Here is a 17,145-nt window from a genome sequence, read left to right on the forward strand (position 1 = left end):
TTCTTCTCAGATGTCATGAATTTTTAAAATTTGACAGACGAATTTCCTTGCCTAAGCTACTTCCACGGTTGACTTGTTGCCTATTTTGTTGCACACAAAAAGCACTCGCTTCTGCGAGTGCTTTTCTGTACCTATTATAGCACGTTGAATTTACCTTTTTTAATCGTTAACCCTAGACCACCGATCATGAATAGTGCACGGTTGTCGATCATTTTCTTCATGAATGATGCTTTTGTACCCGTCACTTTTTTATCGAATACTACACCAATCGCATCGGAATCACCTAAAGAACAAACGCTACCCTTTAAATCCGGCACGAATTCTTTTGTTGGGTTTCCTTTCATCAATGCGATGATATTATTAGCAATCATATCACCTTGTTGCATAGCGATTTGTGCAGTTGGTGGGTATGGACGGTTGATGGCTTCATTGATCATCAATGCGCAGTCACCTACTATAAATACATCGTCGAATCCTGGCGCACGCATGTCTTTCTCGACTTTTACACGAGCACGCATGTTTTCTATGCCAGATTCTTCAATCAGATGGTTACCACGGACACCAGCAGCCCATACAACCGTACCGGCTTTGATGAATTCAAACTCATCTTCGCCTTTTTTAATCTTCACGCCTTCAGGAGTTGCTTCTACAACCGGTGTACCGATAGAGAACTCTACACCTTTTGAGCCCAATTGACGCACTGCATATTCCACAAGTTCCGGATCGAAACCAGGCAATACCATTGGAGCTGCTTCTACACATAAAATGCGAACCTTTTTGGCTGGCACATCATATTCCTTACATAATTCAGGTACACGGTTTCCTAGCTCACCTAGATATTCGATGCCTGTGAAACCTGCTCCACCTACGATGATAGTTAGACGGCTATCGTCTTTTACTTCTTCAGTAGACCATGTAGCGAATTGATATTCCATGTGATCACGAATGTGACGAGCTGCATTCACATTGGCAATAGACAATGCGTATTTGTCCAAACCTGGAATTCCGAAAGTTTCTCCTTCGAAACCAAGGCCGATTACTAGGTAATCATATGTGTGTGAACCAAGGTTTGTTTTTACGCTTTTTGTCGCGACATCGATGCCAGTAACTTCTGCTTCGATGAACTTTACTTTATTACTATTGATTACACTAGAAATATCATAGCGTACTTGTTCTGGAGATAATGTTCCAGCTGCCGCTTCGTGCAACCATGTAGATTCATAGTGATAGTCATTTTTGTTAATCAGAACGATATCTGCTTCATCTGCACCTAATGACTTTTGCAAATTCACAACAGTCATCAAGCCACCGTAACCTGCACCCAATACTAAGATTGTTGGTCTTTTCACGTAAATCGAACCACCTTTTAATTTCTTAAACGCCGAGAACGTGTAAAATCAATCTTACTTGGTTTTGCAGTGCCGGCATTTAGTTTGATATGAATAGAATCTTACTTTCATTACTTATAGTAGACCTTTTGAGCGCGTATTTCAACAGAATTATTATTATGCAAATAATCAATTTAGACTAGTGATTTGTCATGTCTATAATTTCACCACATCTTGCTCGGCTAAGATGGGTAGATTTATTCGCAATCGGCAGGTGCGCCAGCCTTTTTAGCGGTTCTAAATGAAGTTCCGCAACCACAATTGGCAATCGCATTCGGATTGTCGATGGTGAAGCCGCCACCCATAAGAGATTCTTTATAATCTACTTTTGTACCTACAAGAACAGCTGCATCTTCTTCTTTTACTACTACCGGAACTCCGTGAGCAATATACGAGATGTCATCGTCTTCTTTTTCTTGGGTAAAACCAAGAGCGTATGTTAACCCTGTGCAACCTCCGCCTTTGACGGAAACGCGCAAGAAAGATCCTTCTTCTTCGTTATGAGTCATCATTTTCTGCACGTGAAATGCTGCCGCTTCTGTAATCTCTACTGTGTTTGTCATCAATACCACTCACTTTCCACGTTTTCTTTTTATCATATCAATCTTTTTCATCACAATGCAAACAAATAGTCCCCCTACTAGGCCTATTTTAATGTATAATAAGACTTAGGACAGAAAGGAATGATACTAGTGGAAATCAGCCCATTTTACGAGAAAAAGATGCAATGCTTACTGTGTAAAGAGCATTTTCCTACTACTAAAATTCGTTCTCGCCAAGTAAGGGTAGTTGATCATGATAGCGATTTTAGACCTATTTATATAGATAAGGAAGTTAATCCTATTTTTTATAATGTAGCTGTTTGTCCATCTTGCGGTTTTGCATTCACTGATGATTTCGCTCCGTACTTCGCGCCAGGCACAACAGAGATGATCGCTAAAAACATCACAGCCAAATGGCGTAGTCGCTCATTTGGAGGCGAACGGACGAAGGAGCAAGCAGTGGAAGCCTACAAATTAGCTTATTTAAGTGCCAACTTTAAAAAAGAAAAACATTTAACGATGGCAGGGATGATGTTGCGTATAGCTTGGATTTATCGTCAGGATGAAAACCGCCCAAAAGAAATGCGTTATCTAGAAGTATCTCGTGACCTGTACATCCGTGCATTTTCTGAAGGGGATTATATGGGAACTCAAATGTCTGAAACTCGTGTGCAATACATTATTGCAGAATTATCTTGGCGCATTCATGATCGTGCAGAAGCAATTCGAAACTTTTCACGTGTAATTGAAGCGCAAAATAGATCGACTGAACCTACAGTCATCCAAATGGCCAAAGATCGATGGCAGGAGATTCGTGATGCAGAAACCGTCCATAAAACTAGCTGAATAATGAAAGCCGTGCAAAGAAGATCATACTTCATTGCACGGCTTTTTTATTTAATGAAATTAAAAAACCTGTTCTACTTCTACTACGCCTGGTACTTCTTCAAGTAGTGCACGTTCAATACCTGCTTTTAATGTAATCGTCGAACTCGGGCAAGTTCCGCATGCTCCTAAAAGTCGCAGCTTTACAATTCCTTCGTCAATGTCCACTAATTCACAGTCTCCTCCGTCACGCAAGAGGAATGGGCGCAATTTATCTAGCACTTCTTTTACCGGCTCATATAATTTAGTATCTGTTGTCATTGTAATCACACTCTCCTTTCCTTATACTTATTATAAACTGCCAAGCAGAAAAAATCCAATAATGAATCGGAGGTTTGATTAATATGTCGCAAACACCAGTTACAATTGAAGTATATGGAGCAGAAATCATCTGTGCCAGTTGTGTAAATGCACCTTCTTCCAAAGATACGTATGAATGGCTCCAGGCGGCCATATCAAGAAAGTACCCTGAACAACCATTTACTATTACGTATATTGATATTGATCAAGAAGTAGAAGAATCACGGCAGCAAGAAATTGTCGAGAAAATTCGTGTAGACGAGTATTTTTATCCGCTCGTCATGATTAATAACGAAATGATCGGTGAAGGTCATATTCAACTGAAGCCTGTTTTTAACGCCTTAGAAAATCATGGTTATCAAGCAGGATAAATTGATAATTTGATGGATTAATTGAGAACAATCCATTCATTGAAGCGGTCATTCTACGTCGAATTGACCGCTTTTTTGTATCCAATTACCGCATTATACATATATAACTAAAGAAAAAGCCACTTCATGGAAGTGACTTATAGATATGGATAATTAACCATTATGCCATTTATACATCCATAGCAAGCCGGATTTCATTAGACGGGCGATTCTTCCTGTCACGGTACGATCTGCCAAGTACGCAAATCCTTGTTTCTTTCCTAACGACCCCATGAAACCTTTTAGTTTTAGCTCCGGCATTTCAAGCATTAATGGCTCACCTTTCCAAGTCGAGCGTAGTACTTGAACGATTTGCTCCCCTTGCACTTCTGCCAATTGAGCGCTTGGTGCGTGTGGAAGCGCGGCAATGTCTCCGACTACGTAAACGTTTCGGTTACTTGGGACTTGGTGATATTGGTTGAGTACGATACGGCCTGAACGGTCTTTCTGAATGACTAAATCGTCCACGACCTTGCCTGGCTTAATACCAGCCGTCCAAACTACTGCATCTACATCAATGGTCTCTTCATGGTTATACAGAATATGTTCGCCTACTTGAGTAATGTTGGAATTCGCCACGACTTCTACTTCATTCTGATCAAACCAACCTTTTACGAAATTACTCAATCGTTCAGGGAAGTCACGTAAAATACGCGGGCTGCGGTCGAATAATTTAATTTTCAAGTCCGGACGACTTTCGCGTAATTCACTTGCTAATTCGATTCCGCTCAGTCCCGCACCAACGATTCCTACTGTCGCTCCATCACCTAATCCTAGTAACGTCTGATACGTCCTGCGAGATTTGCCGATTGTTTGTATACTCAATGTATGTTCAGCAGCTCCAGGCACGTTGTGGTAATTATCTTCACTGCCTAGTCCGATGACTAATTCGTCATATGCTAGTGCTTGACCATCTGCTAACAACACTTCTTTTTCTTCGAGCTTAATTTCTTGAATCTCGCCTTCGACTACTTTCAATTGGTCATGAACAGGGATCGCAACGCGTACATCGGAATCAGAAACGGTTCCTGCTGCAAGCGCATAAAATTCTGTTTTCAAACTATGGAATAAGGTTCTATCGACAAGTGTAATTTCAATATCGCTTGGTAATTCTTTATTTAGCAAACGCAATAAAATTCTCATGTTACCATAGCCGGCACCTAGTAATAGTAATTTTCTCATAATGTTCTCCTTCTATGTCTATTTTCTTATGCATCTCATTTGCCATTATAGCAGTTTGTGATAACTTTCACAATATGTCATGTTGATTGACGCTTTTGTAAAAAAAGAGTACCATTTCTAGTAGGCGAGGTGAGAAAGATGAATCCCATCGTGGAGTTTTGTATGAGTAATTTGGCAAATGGTGCCTACCCCGTATTCGAAACATTGGAGCGTGATCCAAACATCGACGTACTGGAATACGGCTGCTTGAGCTATTGTACGAAATGTAGTGATACGTTATACGCAATTGTAAATGGTGAACTTGTTGAAGCGGATACTGCGGATGAATTGACAAAGGAAATTTATCAGTTCATTGAAGATAATCCCCTTTTCTAATAAAAATAAACCTATGCGGTGTCTTAGAAGCTAGTATGCTTTTAGGGCATCCTTTTTTGTATAGGATTCAGTCAAGATCTGTGGACGGTTGCAAATATAAGATAATGGATGAGTGCGATAAGATGTAAGATCCAGCTAGCAGACGCTTTGCCGTGTCCTCATGCCTAGCCCAACAGCCTATTCTTTTACGGCTTTCCAATACAACAAAAAAGCTATCTCAAGAAGCCGTAACATTACGGCTTCTTAGACAGCTCCTCATGACTTCAGCCAATCCGCAAGCGAGTTCAGCAAATAAGTAGGTTGCTGCGCCTTCTTCAGCACATCTTCCATAGGTGTGACGCCCGTTGCGACATACGCTGTATCAATACCATAGCGAATACCCGCCATAATATCCGTATCATAATTATCGCCAATCAAAATCATGTCTTCTTTTTCGTACATCCCTTGCTGTCGGATAAACTCCAGCATATGCGGCTCTGGCTTTCCTACGATGAGTGGCTTTTTATCAGTCGCCACTTCCATCAACTTAAGGAAAGAACCATTAGCGGGTACCAATCCTTTTTCAGTCGGGAATTTGATGTCTTGATTGGTACCTAAGAAATGAGCGCCGTTACGTATCGCCAAACAAGCATCCGCGAGTTTAGTGTATGTAACTTGGCGATCAAGCCCCATTAAGACGACATCAGGATTCGTCGTGGTGATCTGGATATTTTCGAGTTCTAGCGCTTCACGCAAACCTTCTTCACCAATCATCATGACACGCGCGCCTTCAAAATGCTGCTTGCAATAGCGAGCCAATGTCGTCGCAGAATTCATGATGAAATCGGCTTCTGTATGCACACCAAAACCCGCTAATTTCTTCTGTTGAGCAGTACGTGTCAAAGCCGCGTTATTCGTAATGAAATACGTCCCTTTACCTTGAGCTTGGCACGCTGCAACGAAATCTACAGCTTCTTGGATGGGTTCATTACCGCGATACATTGTGCCATCCAAATCAAAGCAATACGCTTTATAATGTCTCATCATTCAGTCGGAAGAAACGCTGAGACTGGGCCTAATTCATTCATTAAGTAATCTCGAACTTGTCCCGGAAATTGTTGTAGTTCGTTACGTGTATCGCAAATAGATTGTACTACTTTATCTGAATCCACTTCTACGAATTGACGAACAATCATTGGTCGTAATGAAATGAATGCTTTTAAAGGGAGAGCTTGCTCAGTTTGAATGACTTTTTCATCTTCAAGGATATCAATAATATCGTCATAACTTCCAGGGTCACGCATGATGAATCCGTCGATCATGGAATTTCCTACATCAATGATTCCTTCAATCAAGCCATGCGCAATTCGCTCTACAGCTAGCTTATTTACATCGCCTTGTAGCCAGTTCGTTTCCTTCTCAAAAATATCGAGTAACTGCTCCATATACGCTAATGTTTTATTGATCTGATTTTGATCTACAAAATACATACTGTTCTTCCTCCTCCTATACTTCATACTTCTATCTTACCATATTTATTGCAAAACAAATGAAAGCTCCAAGCAATTTTGCTCGAAGCTTTCATTTTTAATGTTCATTTTTTGGAGTAGATGTTACTTCAGGCTGTACTTCCTCTACAACTTCTACTTCTGTTTGCTCTACTTTTACTTTTCCAATCTTTTTCAAGATGAAATACGCACAACCGAAATTACAGTATTCATAAATATAATCTTGGACGGTACTGATTTTGGTTTCATATGTAGATTTGGAATTACGATCTTCGAAAAAGCCTTTTAATCGTAATTGACCATATCCCCAGTCACCCAAAATATAGTCATACTTTAACAGCACTTCGCTAAAGCGTTCATTCAAGGCTTCCTCATCGAACCCATCGCGAAACTCTTCTGTAATTTCATATTGCATATTCTCTAAAATAATCATTTTCTCGTTCACTTCCATTTAACTGCTCGCTTGTCCTTCAAGTTTCAGCAGTTCGTCACCTTGGCGCTGTCTCTCTTTAGCCGAAGCATTAACTTGCTCGTCTGCATGGTAGCTTGAACGCACAAGCGGCCCCGCCTCACAATGAGAGAATCCTTTAGTCATTGCGATTTTACGCAATTCACCAAACTCATCGGGCGAATAATATTTCACTACTTTAGCGTGTTTTTTTGTCGGTTGCAAGTATTGACCAATTGTCATGATATCTACGTCGTGTGCACGAAGATCATCCATTGTCTCAATAATTTCTTCCACTGTTTCGCCGAGTCCGACCATCAATGAAGACTTCGTCGGGATCTCAGGATACATTTCTTTTGCTCGTTGAAGTAATTCAAGTGAACGATCATATGTTGCACGTGCACGAATTCTCGGAGTTAGACGGCGTACGGTTTCAATATTATGATTTAAAATATCTGGCTTTGCATCCATCAAACGTTGCAAGTTTTCTTTATCTCCACCCATATCCGAAGGGAGTACTTCAATAGTAGTAAATGGATTTTTTCTGCGTATCGCACGAATGGTTTCCGCGAAAATAGCAGATCCTCCGTCTTTTAAATCATCGCGTGCTACGGCAGTGACCACGGCATGTTTCAAGTTCATTAATTCAACTGACTCCGCTACGCGTTCCGGCTCAGCAGTGTCAAGTTCATTAGGTAAACCAGTCTTCACAGCACAGAAACGACATGCACGTGTACATACGGCCCCTAGGATCATAAATGTAGCTGTACGTCGTTCTCCCCAACACTCATGAATATTCGGGCAACGCGCTTCTTCACATACAGTATTCAAGTTTTTCTCGCGCATTAATTTCTTTAAACCTGTATAGTTCTCGTTGGTGTTAAGCTTAATTTTCAGCCAATCTGGCTTTCTAATATGCTCAGATTTTCTTCCCGTCTCAGGTTTGCATGACAACGCTACCGACTCCATTCTGTTGATAGATTCTACTCATGTCAATGTAACATAAATTCAGATAACCTTCAATTATAGATAGCAATTGATTTGAGCTAAGCCGACAGGAGTGATATAAATCGATGACCTAGTGACTCGCTCGAGATTTCATCGTAGTAACTGCGTGATTTTGTTACGCTACTTTACTTGATGTAAGTTTCAGGTCAAAAACACTACTACATATCTCTTCAACTTACGAACTTCAACGTACTATGCCAATTGTTCCTAATCGAAAGGCGACAAAAAACACTTGCAACCATCTATCTGGCTACAAGTGTATATCGTGTACTATTCGATTTTGAATTTCTTTTTAAACTTACTGAGGATCGTAGCATAAAAGATGCTGATAAATAGACCGCCCCAGATGATCATCACTCCGACTAGCATCATGAGGATTGCAGAACCGCTCATTCCTGTATCCATTTATAGCCCCCCTTTATTTTCATCATAATCTGATGTGATTCTTGTGTTGTCTTTCCACTTCAATGATGTGAAGACGATCGACATGACAAATGCCCCTATCGCTACTGGCCAACCAATCGTCCACAAGAAGGATGTTGGATAGCCTTCATAGTTTTCTGCGATATTATCTTTAATTAAGAAGAATAGCATAGTACCTAATACTAATGGTGTGATGAATGATAGCGATACTTTCCACCACCAGCCTAGACGAATATCTGATACTGCATTGGCATGTTGCTCGAACAATCCAAGTTTTCTGAAAACCCAAGCTAGTAAGATGACTTCAACTAGACCAATCACGGCAATACCAAATTGGTTAATAAAGTAATCTGCTACGTCTAAGAAGTATAAACCACCGTTTGTTGCATATAGCATAGAAATGGTTGCCGACAGCCCGATACCGATCGTAACCGAACGACGTCTGGATATGTTGAATTTGTCTGACATACCTGCAATATACGTTTCACAAATCGATATGAGTGATGTAATTCCAGCAAGCGTTAATGACAAGAAGAAGAATGCGCCGAACAAACCGTTTAATCCTGGCATTTGATTAATAATTTCAGGGAATACGACGAATGCTAGCCCTACACCTGCAGTAGCTACGTCTGCTACATCTACTCCTTGACTAGTTGCCATGAATCCTAGCACCGCGAAAACTCCAATACCTGCCAGTAACTCAACTGAAGAGTTAGCGAAGCCTGTAATAAAGGCGTTATTGGTAATATCTGATTTCTTCGGTAAATAACTAGAATACGTGATCATGATAGCAAATGCGATCGATAAACTGAAGAAGATATGTCCGTACGCTGCAACCCATACACGCGGGTTAAGTAACTTATCGACATCCGGTTTGAAGAATGCATCCAGCCCTACCATAGCTCCGTCTAGTGTGATTGCACGGATGACGACGAATAAGAAAAGTAAGAATAGTACAGGTATAAATATCCGATTCGCCAACTCAATCCCTTTCTTGACTCCACCAAGTAGGATAATGTAACAAATGACCCAGACGAGCAACAATGGCAATGCCACGCCTCCAACGAGTCCTCCGACTTCTCCAGGATTATCCGCTAAGTTCAAGACGTCCCCGAAGAAGAATGCTTCTGGATCTTTCCCCCAGGATAAGCCAAATGAATAGACCGTATATTTCATAGCCCATGCGATGATGGCAGCATAGTAAGTAGAAATGACGAAAGATACAAAGATCCCCCACCAGCCTAGAAACTCCGTCTTTTTCCCATTCAGCCGGAAAAATGAAAGTGGAGCAGATCCACGATATTTATGACCAATTGTAAATTCCATGATCAAAATCGGGATACCAGCTGTTAAAAGGGCAAATAAGTACGGGATAAAAAATGCGCCGCCTCCGTTTTCATACGCAACATAAGGGAAGCGCCAAATGTTTCCGAGCCCTATAGCTGAACCGACCGCGGCCAGTATAAAACCTGCTCTCGTTCCCCACTGTGAACGATTTTCCATACAACTCACCTCTTTTTTGTTATTTTACAAAACTTATTACATTTCGATTTATTCTGATAACTATAGTTCTGTACATTTAGTATAAACAGCCTAATTAGAGATGTCAAAACAAATTTAGACTAAGAATGAAGTAATTATCACTCTTAGTCTAAAAGGTAAACTATGCTATTTGTTCTACGCGTTTCTTTCCTTTGACACTCAAATACGTAAATAAAACTATTAAAGTAATAATAACAGCTACTAAACCGATCCAGACAGACCCAGTTAGACCGAGAACGACATACCCAATCACTGCTACACTCGCTGCGACAAGCGCATAAGGCAACTGTGTGGAGACGTGATCCATGTGGTTACAACCCGCTCCAGTAGAAGATAGGATCGTCGTATCGGAAATCGGTGAACAGTGATCTCCGAATACCGCTCCTGCGAGTACTGCCGCCAATGCCGGCAACAATAATTCAGGTGCCGCATTAACCATGATCGTACCTGCAATCGGCATTAAAATACCGAAAGATCCCCATGAGGTACCTGTCGAGAACGCCATTAATCCTGCTAATACGAAGATCAATACCGGAAGGAAGCTGACAGGAATATTCATTCGTTCTACCATCGTAGAAAGGAATAGACCCGTATCTAGCGAAGCTATTAAGTCAGTCAATCCCCAAGCGAAGATTAAAATAAGAATCGCAGGCATCATGGCCTTTATTCCGCTAATGAACGCGCGCCCCATCCAGGACACACTGGCTGTTTCGTTTTTCTTCATTTGTAAAATATATAACAACATCGCCAGCAATGTAGCCGTTACACCACCTATTACTAACGAGAATGGTACATCGGTATTTTCAAAAACAGCCCAAATATCGAAAATACCCGCTTCTTTATAGCCTGTATAAATCATCATACCGAGCGTTACCACAATCAACGTGACGATCGGTGCAACCAAATCGCGAACTTTCCCGTGCATATGCTCTGGGAATTCTTCTTTCAATTGACCGGGGATTTCTTTGCCTTGGTCATATAGCTCGCCTTCATTCATTGCGCGATCTTCATGTTTCTTCATTTCAAAGAAGTCATTATTCGTCCAAGCGAAGAAGAAGACCATCGACAATGTGGCAATGACATAGAAGTTCATCGGTGCCATCAAGACGAAGGCAGTTAATGGTGAATAGCTGACTGCTGCTGTCGTACCTAAAATAAGTGCAAGTTGTCCAATCAAGAACGCACCCCAACTAGAGATGGGGGATACGACACAAATGGGTGCTGACGTAGAGTCAATGAAATACGCCAACTTCGCACGAGAGATCTTATGCTGGTCCGTGATCGGTCTGGCAATCTGTCCAACTGCTAATGAATTGAAATAGTCATCCACGAAAATGGCAATTCCCAGCCCCATCGTCAACAGCTTCGCCCCACGTTTTGTACGGATGCGAGTGACTGACCAACGTGCAAATGCGGCACTTCCTCCAGATAGACTGACAAATGCAGTAATGACACCTAATAATAATAAAAATAACATAATGAATATATTGTATGTATTGAGCCCGCCATCATAAAAAGAAACTGTCATGGCCCTCCATACACCTTTTACTGTCTCAAGCGGAGCAAAGTTCGCTATAAGTAAAGCGGCTGTAACAATTCCTGCTCCTAATGATAATAATACTCTCCTCGTCGCTAACACCATCACGATGGCGATAATAGGAGGCAAAATAGAGACCCACGATCCGATCATTGTAATTCCTCCTCTTTCTAGTTGCTAGATGATACCGAAATGCAGAAGATCTTTCGAAGAGTAGAAAGCCTATAGTATCCTGTAATTCCTTAATTTCCCGATAAAAAAAGCCGCCCCCACAGGTAATACCATACGTGTAGGGGTCGGCCAACCAATTCATCAAGCAACACATGAATAAATCGCAGTACAATTGGCTACTGTAGCTCTCCATACATTGATCAGTGTATGACAGTGTCATTCCTCTTCGAAATGACCCCAACTTGAGAAGCAGACTCTTCTCAAACTTCGGCATTGCCTCCTTTCGCTAACGGTCATAGATGTCACTCTCTCGCTAGGTACTTATAAACAATGCAGCCTCTACGTAAGTCTCGATATTCTTCTGTTCTCAGTGTAGCAATAATCGACAACGTTCACAATACCTTTTACTCCTTCTTTTCAAGCGGCACTTCGATTTGCGCTGGCGTTTGCTCGCCTTTCGAATAAATTTGCGGTACCTTCCCTCTAATCAAACCAATCGCAATCGGTATTTTCTGTTCTACTACGCTCCTGCTTGTAGCTAGCGGGACGATAATCTGCACATTGACTTGTAACATTAAATACACTTCTACATACGCGTTATTGATACCAAATTCACGAATATCCGTTTCTACTGTTGCATGTACATCTCCAACGACGTGGAAGCGGATCGGGATTTTTGGCCCCAAGTTACCGAGTAACGGAATATTCGCCGCTTGCCCAATCGGGACGAAAAAGACAATCCCTTGTTCTTTTTCCATCTGATCGGGATTATACTCGAGATCTCCGAGTGGCGGTAACATATCTAAATCTCCGCCCTCTGCACGTTCTAGATGGTTTTCTACGAGCTGATGAATTTCTGACATGACCTGGCTAATGATTTCCGAGTTAAACTTGGTCGTCACCGTATCTGTCGTATCATCGGGGACGTTTTCGATAATTTCATTGACATCGTAAACGCTGGTGGACCGGTTGTTAATAGCTTGACTGATGACGTGGCTGGCTATTTTTTGCGTTTGTACTTCAGCATATTGTGTGTAGATTGGCGTTAGCTGTTTATTAACCGTATAGAAAAACATCGCCACTCCCACCAAAATGCCCGGGATGACAAAGCGCAGTATGATTTTGCCATAATTATTTCTCTTTGGCCGTTTTTGATTTGTATAAAACCGCATACAAACGCCTCCTACTTCACATTATGCGAAATAGGAGGCGTACATAACTAGCGTTCATTGAAATATTTTCTTCCATACCAACCGAGAATATCGCGAAGCATTTCTGGCATAATGTATTCTTTCTTCGCTTCTTTTAGTACTGGATAGAAAAAGCCAAACGTGAACATATCCAGTGTTGCCAATGTATACATCTCACCTGGCTCCACTAAACGGTTTCCCGCGAATAATTGTCCGTCGGTGTTACGGTATAAGTGCTCATGTATCATGCTGCCCATCAGTGTGCCACGAAAACCAAGACCTTTTATCGGAAGTTCTGTCCACTTTGGATCAAGTGACTGCTCGTAAACCGTCAACAAATCAGTACCATCCAAATGAATCAGGCACGGATTGATCGGATGAGGCAATAATGAATGCAAATCCCCTTTCGTCACCCAACCTTTATCTAAGCTACCAAGGAATATCCCTGCGTTGAATAGTGCACAGTCGGCATCCAAATACGTTAGTAACGCACGGCCAAACAGCGAGGATAATGGACTGTCGCCTGTTAGACGCTGTGGTAAAGGTGAAGGGTTATAAAATACTGGAACTTGCAAAGTTGCTTCTCCTTTAGCAAATAAGGAATTCACTTCTTCTATATCCTCTTCTGTCATTTCCATTCGTTGTGTCGAAAAAACTTCTGCTTGCATATGAACGACTTGACCTGTTATCCGGTCTATATCGACTTGAACATGACCGACATAATGACCGAACTTTTCTGCTGCCGCAAGTAATGTGTCGTCAATCCACTCGCCATTCGGCAATAAGTGGTGGGTGTGTGCGCCTAAAATAACATCGATCTCTGGGCATTGCGCAGCCAATAGACGATCTTGATTGATTCCTAAATGAGAGAGACAAACCATGACATCGCATTGAGGACGCAAGTTGCGTGCCACTTCCTGCAATGCTGCGTGCGGTTCAGCTACGCTCCAGCCAAGTTGTTCATAAAAAGCGTAGTATGGCGCTGTGGCCCCTATGATACCAATACGCACACCTTCTGCAGTCTCCAATACTTTAGATGTCTTCGCCCAGTAGGGTAGCTTACCCTCTACTTCCATCAGGTTGCAAAGCACTACATCAAATTTCGCATCTTCATATACTCTATTCAGCGCTTCCTTAGACATAGTGATTCCTTCATTGTTTCCAATGGTCACTGCGTCATATCCTGCTTGATTTAATAATTCAATATTTCCTTTACCTTCTGTTCCCTCGGTAAATGGATGAGATCGATCAATATGGTCTCCAATATCAAATAAAAAGTAACTCTCTCCATCGGCTTCAGCTTGTTGCTTGCGCTGCTGAAGAAAATGATGGATTTGCGGCCAGTTTTCGAAATGACTATGGATGTCATTCGTATGGTAAATGTGAATCGTCGCTACCGTTTCTTTCATATGTGTCAACCCCAAATCCCCTCATAAATGGAACGTAGTCCAAAGACGAGTAAAATGATGCGTATGACTAAAACTAAAGTATCTGATTTCATTTTGCTATTTAAGTAGGCACCAAGCATTCCACCGAAATAGGCGCCTGGCACGACAGGAATCGTATAGAGCCACGGCACATGACCGAGCGAAATATGCGAAATCGAGTTGACGATTGCTGATAAGAACACCATTAGCATCGATGTCGCGACCGCTACGTGCGGTGGGAACAAGAATAATAAAATCATAGCTGGCACGACCATCGTCCCGCCACCTATTCCGAATAACCCCGACGTAAATCCAATGAATAATGCCAATAGGATGGCGAACCAAATCGGGTATCCGTAAATATGCGTTTGTCCTTGGGGGTCTGTGAACTTGATTTTCTTCCCATTGTCTACGAACCATTTAATCGGCTTCAAATATTTTCTCGTTAGTAACAGTGTAGATAAAACGATGAGCAATATACCAAAATATAAATTAAATGATTGCAAACTTACGTTTTTATTGACCAACGCACCGAGTACGATACCTGGTATACTAGCAGTAAAAAATAGAAATGCACTGCGGTAATCAATCGTCTTCACTTTCATATAGGACAGTGTCGATCCAAGTCCATTCGCAATCATCATGATCACCGACAGACCTACTACGCTTTGCGGAGTGATATCCGGAATCATGCCTAGATTTAAACCGATAAACAATGTGACAGGAACCAAAATCGTTCCGCCGCCAAGACCGGCAATCGAACCGATAATGCCGGACGCTAGACCAATCAAGGCGAGTACTACAAATTCCATTACTGGTCCCCCTCAAATAAATCCATCTGCTTGGTGAGAGGCTGACCGTATTCTATGCCAAGTAATCCTGCAAATTGTTTAGCATTCTTTGCTGCATGCTGACCAGAGTTATTATTAAAGATGACAAACACTTCTTCTGTCTGCTTCTCAAGATGGGTGACGATTTCACTCATGCTCTCTAATTCTTTTTCATTGTAATCATACAGATAGCGGACTTTACGCCATGCTTTACTATCGCCCATCGTATTGACCCAACCTTGATCATTGCGCCCGTGGAGACGTAGCAAAACTCTCGGATTGGTCGCAACCGGCACAAGTGGTACACTGCCGTCCCCAACTTGCGGCTCATCACAGACCACATGAATGATGTCCAAGCTTTTTAGAAAGTCGAGTGTTTTCTCTCGGTAAGCTTGCGAATACCATGTTTGATTGCGAAACTCTACAGCAATAGGCAATGGTTGTAATTGCTCATGCACATAGCGAATGCGATCCACATTTTCCTTCTTACAATCAAACCACGGTGGAAATTGTACAAGGACCATCGCCAGCTTCCCAGCTTCAACAAACGACGTCATCGATAGTTTGAACAGCGAGAACATCTCCTCTTCGGAATCATACGGGAGCTTCCCACGCTGATGACCTGTGATGCCCTGATAGGCTTTTACGATGAATTGGAAATGAGCTGGTGTTTCCACTGTCCATTTATCCATTACTTTTTTCGACTGGATCGCATAAAACGTCGAATCCAGCTCAACGATCGGAAAATGCTTACTATAATCTATCAGTTTTTTATTCGCGACTGTATTTTCATTATATAGGCTTGGATGGTCTCCCCACCCTGTCAGGCCAACATGTATCATGGAAAGCACCCCTTTTTTTATCTTTAGCTTAGTGTATCATATCTGATGTACTTTCGGAAAAGTCGTACTTTCCAACTCGATTTTACTAGTTTCGATAGTGTGCTAAATCGAATCCATTTCATTTCCACAGAAAAAAGCGTGTCGGGAAACAATTCCCGACACGCTACTTTTCTATTTAACCTTGCCACGCGCTCATTCCACCGCGTACATTTGTTACATTCATGAATCCTGCTTTTTTCAGTTGTCCTGCAGCATTCGAACTGCGCATACCGCTTTGACAAATGATGATGACTTCTTGGTCTTTCTTCAATGTTCCCATTTTATTTGAAAGTACATTCAATGGGATATTCTTAAATTCCTTTATATGGCGTGCTGTATATTCAGCCGGTGAACGGACGTCGATCAACTGGACGTTCCGATCTTTCACTCTGTCTTTTAATTGTTCAGTCGTGATTGAATGCACACCTTTTGCCGGCTTCATTCGCCAAACTACTAGTCCGACGAGGAGTGCTATAATAATCCATTCCATATGTGGTGCCTCCTATTAGCGAGTCCATTCCATGATGACGAGAATGACACCCATCACCACAAATGCTATGTTACCGATACAAAAGCGCGGAAATAATTTCTTTTCCATCTCTTCTGCTGACTGGATTGTGCAGCTTCGATTGAATAAAAATTTTTTGAATGTATTCATGCATCCAGTGCAGCGTGAATACTTGCTGGGTCAAAGCCGATAATCCATTTACCATTCAACTGTGTTTGTGGGACGCCCATCTGTCCCGTTATTTCCATCAGTCGCTCTCCTTCTTCCGGATGTGTAGAAACATTAATCGTCTCATAAGGCACATGGATTTCATCTAGATAATTCGTCATCATCGTGCAGTAAGGACAAGTAGAAGATACATATACAGTTGCTTTTTCAGTCATGTGAAAAACTCCTTTTCATATGGTTGTACTCTTATTATATACCCCTACAGGTATAAAATCAACGAATTGATTTCGTGTTAGGATGGCACTTATCTTTCATGTAATACATGCTATTATTGTTAGCTAAAAATGAACTGTATTGAAACATATCCCATTCCCCAACACTACATAGGCAAATAAAAAACAAGCGTGTCTCGATGGACATACTTGTTTTTTATCATACGTCGA

At 41.6% G+C, this 17,145-nt stretch carries 21 protein-coding genes and 1 riboswitch; of the genes, 3 read left to right on the plus strand and 18 right to left on the minus strand.

What is annotated here, in order from left to right:
* Window positions 1–134: 134 nt before the first annotated feature.
* Both CSV61_RS11100 and CSV61_RS11105 read right to left on the minus strand, forming a co-directional pair.
* Window positions 135–1,349 carry an NAD(P)/FAD-dependent oxidoreductase gene (locus CSV61_RS11100; protein ID WP_099639269.1) on the minus strand — a complete coding sequence of 405 codons (1,215 nt, stop codon included), beginning with the start codon at window positions 1,347–1,349 and terminating at the stop codon, window positions 135–137.
* 236 nt (window positions 1,350–1,585) lie between these two features.
* Window positions 1,586–1,951, minus strand: coding sequence for a HesB/IscA family protein (locus tag CSV61_RS11105; RefSeq protein ID WP_099639270.1), 366 nt, complete (start codon window positions 1,949–1,951; stop codon window positions 1,586–1,588).
* Window positions 1,952–2,071: 120 nt separating this feature from the next.
* Here CSV61_RS11105 and CSV61_RS11110 point away from each other — a divergent pair, with 120 nt between their 5' ends.
* Complete coding sequence (locus tag CSV61_RS11110) at window positions 2,072–2,776, plus strand: DUF2225 domain-containing protein (protein ID WP_099639271.1); 705 nt, start codon at window positions 2,072–2,074, stop codon at window positions 2,774–2,776.
* Window positions 2,777–2,836: 60 nt separating this feature from the next.
* Here the strand turns inward: CSV61_RS11110 and CSV61_RS11115 are convergent, their stop codons facing one another.
* On the minus strand, window positions 2,837–3,076 hold the full coding sequence (locus CSV61_RS11115; RefSeq protein ID WP_029054424.1) for a NifU family protein: 240 nt from the start codon (window positions 3,074–3,076) through the stop codon (window positions 2,837–2,839).
* Between the two features lie 83 nt (window positions 3,077–3,159).
* Between CSV61_RS11115 and CSV61_RS11120 the strand changes: the two genes are divergently transcribed.
* Window positions 3,160–3,486, plus strand: a complete 327-nt coding sequence (locus tag CSV61_RS11120) for a YuzD family protein (RefSeq protein WP_099639272.1) — start codon at window positions 3,160–3,162, stop codon at window positions 3,484–3,486.
* A gap of 153 nt (window positions 3,487–3,639) precedes the next feature.
* On the opposite strand, the gene CSV61_RS11125 is transcribed toward CSV61_RS11120, so the two are convergent.
* A complete protein-coding gene (locus tag CSV61_RS11125) occupies window positions 3,640–4,707 on the minus strand; it encodes an NAD(P)/FAD-dependent oxidoreductase (RefSeq protein WP_083032959.1) in 1,068 nt (355 codons plus the stop codon).
* Between the two features lie 138 nt (window positions 4,708–4,845).
* Between CSV61_RS11125 and CSV61_RS11130 the strand changes: the two genes are divergently transcribed.
* A complete protein-coding gene (locus CSV61_RS11130; RefSeq protein WP_083032962.1) occupies window positions 4,846–5,082 on the plus strand; it encodes a YuzB family protein in 237 nt (78 codons plus the stop codon).
* A gap of 255 nt (window positions 5,083–5,337) precedes the next feature.
* On the opposite strand, the gene CSV61_RS11135 is transcribed toward CSV61_RS11130, so the two are convergent.
* The 14 genes from CSV61_RS11135 to CSV61_RS11190 form a co-directional block, all read right to left on the minus strand.
* Window positions 5,338–6,108, minus strand: coding sequence for a TIGR01457 family HAD-type hydrolase (locus tag CSV61_RS11135; RefSeq protein WP_099639273.1), 771 nt, complete (start codon window positions 6,106–6,108; stop codon window positions 5,338–5,340).
* The gene (locus CSV61_RS11140) at window positions 6,105–6,551 is read right to left on the minus strand and encodes a DUF86 domain-containing protein (protein ID WP_099639274.1); all 447 of its coding nucleotides are present in this window, start codon (window positions 6,549–6,551) and stop codon (window positions 6,105–6,107) included. Before CSV61_RS11140 ends, CSV61_RS11135 begins: the two co-directional genes overlap by 4 nt.
* A 97-nt stretch (window positions 6,552–6,648) precedes the next feature.
* Entirely contained in the window at window positions 6,649–7,002 is a 354-nt protein-coding gene (locus CSV61_RS11145) for a YutD family protein (RefSeq protein WP_099639355.1), read from the minus strand.
* An 18-nt stretch (window positions 7,003–7,020) separates the two neighbouring features.
* Window positions 7,021–7,986, minus strand: coding sequence for a lipoyl synthase (lipA, locus tag CSV61_RS11150; RefSeq protein ID WP_083032970.1), 966 nt, complete (start codon window positions 7,984–7,986; stop codon window positions 7,021–7,023).
* Between the two features lie 309 nt (window positions 7,987–8,295).
* The gene (locus CSV61_RS16615) at window positions 8,296–8,430 is read right to left on the minus strand and encodes a MetS family NSS transporter small subunit (RefSeq protein ID WP_233193587.1); all 135 of its coding nucleotides are present in this window, start codon (window positions 8,428–8,430) and stop codon (window positions 8,296–8,298) included.
* The gene (locus tag CSV61_RS11155; protein ID WP_099639275.1) at window positions 8,431–9,951 is read right to left on the minus strand and encodes a sodium-dependent transporter; all 1,521 of its coding nucleotides are present in this window, start codon (window positions 9,949–9,951) and stop codon (window positions 8,431–8,433) included. It abuts the gene before it with no gap.
* A 160-nt stretch (window positions 9,952–10,111) separates the two neighbouring features.
* On the minus strand, window positions 10,112–11,680 hold the full coding sequence (locus CSV61_RS11160; RefSeq protein ID WP_099639276.1) for a Na+/H+ antiporter NhaC family protein: 1,569 nt from the start codon (window positions 11,678–11,680) through the stop codon (window positions 10,112–10,114).
* Between the two features lie 192 nt (window positions 11,681–11,872).
* Window positions 11,873–12,048: riboswitch (Lysine riboswitch) on the minus strand.
* 54 nt (window positions 12,049–12,102) lie between these two features.
* Window positions 12,103–12,870: a sporulation protein YunB gene (gene yunB / locus CSV61_RS11165; RefSeq protein WP_099639277.1), complete on the minus strand. Its 768-nt coding sequence runs from the start codon at window positions 12,868–12,870 to the stop codon at window positions 12,103–12,105.
* 47 nt (window positions 12,871–12,917) lie between these two features.
* Window positions 12,918–14,297, minus strand: coding sequence for a bifunctional metallophosphatase/5'-nucleotidase (locus tag CSV61_RS11170; RefSeq protein ID WP_233193589.1), 1,380 nt, complete (start codon window positions 14,295–14,297; stop codon window positions 12,918–12,920).
* A 5-nt stretch (window positions 14,298–14,302) separates the two neighbouring features.
* Window positions 14,303–15,127: a sulfite exporter TauE/SafE family protein gene (locus tag CSV61_RS11175; protein ID WP_083032985.1), complete on the minus strand. Its 825-nt coding sequence runs from the start codon at window positions 15,125–15,127 to the stop codon at window positions 14,303–14,305.
* Complete coding sequence (locus tag CSV61_RS11180) at window positions 15,127–15,987, minus strand: DUF72 domain-containing protein (protein WP_099639279.1); 861 nt, start codon at window positions 15,985–15,987, stop codon at window positions 15,127–15,129. The genes CSV61_RS11175 and CSV61_RS11180 overlap by 1 nt, the downstream gene beginning before the upstream one ends.
* A gap of 175 nt (window positions 15,988–16,162) precedes the next feature.
* Window positions 16,163–16,516, minus strand: a complete 354-nt coding sequence (locus CSV61_RS11185) for a rhodanese-like domain-containing protein (RefSeq protein WP_099639280.1) — start codon at window positions 16,514–16,516, stop codon at window positions 16,163–16,165.
* 15 nt (window positions 16,517–16,531) lie between these two features.
* Entirely contained in the window at window positions 16,532–16,684 is a 153-nt protein-coding gene (locus CSV61_RS16835; protein WP_158233842.1) for a hypothetical protein, read from the minus strand.
* Window positions 16,681–16,917, minus strand: coding sequence for a glutaredoxin family protein (locus CSV61_RS11190; protein ID WP_099639281.1), 237 nt, complete (start codon window positions 16,915–16,917; stop codon window positions 16,681–16,683). The genes CSV61_RS16835 and CSV61_RS11190 overlap by 4 nt, the downstream gene beginning before the upstream one ends.
* Between the last annotated feature and the right edge of the window lie 228 nt (window positions 16,918–17,145).

It is taken from the genome of Sporosarcina sp. P3 (assembly GCF_002743415.1).
Taxonomy (GTDB): domain Bacteria; phylum Bacillota; class Bacilli; order Bacillales_A; family Planococcaceae; genus Sporosarcina; species Sporosarcina ureae_A.

Excerpts from the sequence above, each read along its gene's own strand:
- CSV61_RS11170 (WP_233193589.1), bottom strand. The coding sequence starts at position 14,297 with ATGAAAGAAACGGTAGCGACGATTCACATTTACCATACGAATGACATC.
- CSV61_RS11180 (WP_099639279.1), bottom strand. The coding sequence starts at position 15,987 with ATGATACATGTTGGCCTGACAGGGTGGGGAGACCATCCAAGCCTATAT.
- CSV61_RS16615 (WP_233193587.1), bottom strand. The coding sequence starts at position 8,430 with ATGGATACAGGAATGAGCGGTTCTGCAATCCTCATGATGCTAGTCGGA.
- CSV61_RS11190 (WP_099639281.1), bottom strand. The coding sequence starts at position 16,917 with ATGACTGAAAAAGCAACTGTATATGTATCTTCTACTTGTCCTTACTGC.
- CSV61_RS11125 (WP_083032959.1), bottom strand. The coding sequence starts at position 4,707 with ATGAGAAAATTACTATTACTAGGTGCCGGCTATGGTAACATGAGAATT.
- lipA (WP_083032970.1), bottom strand. The coding sequence starts at position 7,986 with ATGGAGTCGGTAGCGTTGTCATGCAAACCTGAGACGGGAAGAAAATCT.
- CSV61_RS11175 (WP_083032985.1), bottom strand. The coding sequence starts at position 15,127 with ATGGAATTTGTAGTACTCGCCTTGATTGGTCTAGCGTCCGGCATTATC.
- CSV61_RS11135 (WP_099639273.1), bottom strand. The coding sequence starts at position 6,108 with ATGATGAGACATTATAAAGCGTATTGCTTTGATTTGGATGGCACAATG.
- CSV61_RS11155 (WP_099639275.1), bottom strand. The coding sequence starts at position 9,951 with ATGGAAAATCGTTCACAGTGGGGAACGAGAGCAGGTTTTATACTGGCC.
- CSV61_RS11140 (WP_099639274.1), bottom strand. The coding sequence starts at position 6,551 with ATGTATTTTGTAGATCAAAATCAGATCAATAAAACATTAGCGTATATG.
- CSV61_RS11145 (WP_099639355.1), bottom strand. The coding sequence starts at position 7,002 with ATGATTATTTTAGAGAATATGCAATATGAAATTACAGAAGAGTTTCGC.
- yunB (WP_099639277.1), bottom strand. The coding sequence starts at position 12,870 with ATGCGGTTTTATACAAATCAAAAACGGCCAAAGAGAAATAATTATGGC.
- CSV61_RS11185 (WP_099639280.1), bottom strand. The coding sequence starts at position 16,516 with ATGGAATGGATTATTATAGCACTCCTCGTCGGACTAGTAGTTTGGCGA.
- CSV61_RS11110 (WP_099639271.1), top strand. The coding sequence starts at position 2,072 with ATGATACTAGTGGAAATCAGCCCATTTTACGAGAAAAAGATGCAATGC.
- CSV61_RS11160 (WP_099639276.1), bottom strand. The coding sequence starts at position 11,680 with ATGATCGGATCGTGGGTCTCTATTTTGCCTCCTATTATCGCCATCGTG.
- CSV61_RS11105 (WP_099639270.1), bottom strand. The coding sequence starts at position 1,951 with ATGACAAACACAGTAGAGATTACAGAAGCGGCAGCATTTCACGTGCAG.
- CSV61_RS11130 (WP_083032962.1), top strand. The coding sequence starts at position 4,846 with ATGAATCCCATCGTGGAGTTTTGTATGAGTAATTTGGCAAATGGTGCC.
- CSV61_RS11120 (WP_099639272.1), top strand. The coding sequence starts at position 3,160 with ATGTCGCAAACACCAGTTACAATTGAAGTATATGGAGCAGAAATCATC.
- CSV61_RS16835 (WP_158233842.1), bottom strand. The coding sequence starts at position 16,684 with ATGAATACATTCAAAAAATTTTTATTCAATCGAAGCTGCACAATCCAG.
- CSV61_RS11115 (WP_029054424.1), bottom strand. The coding sequence starts at position 3,076 with ATGACAACAGATACTAAATTATATGAGCCGGTAAAAGAAGTGCTAGAT.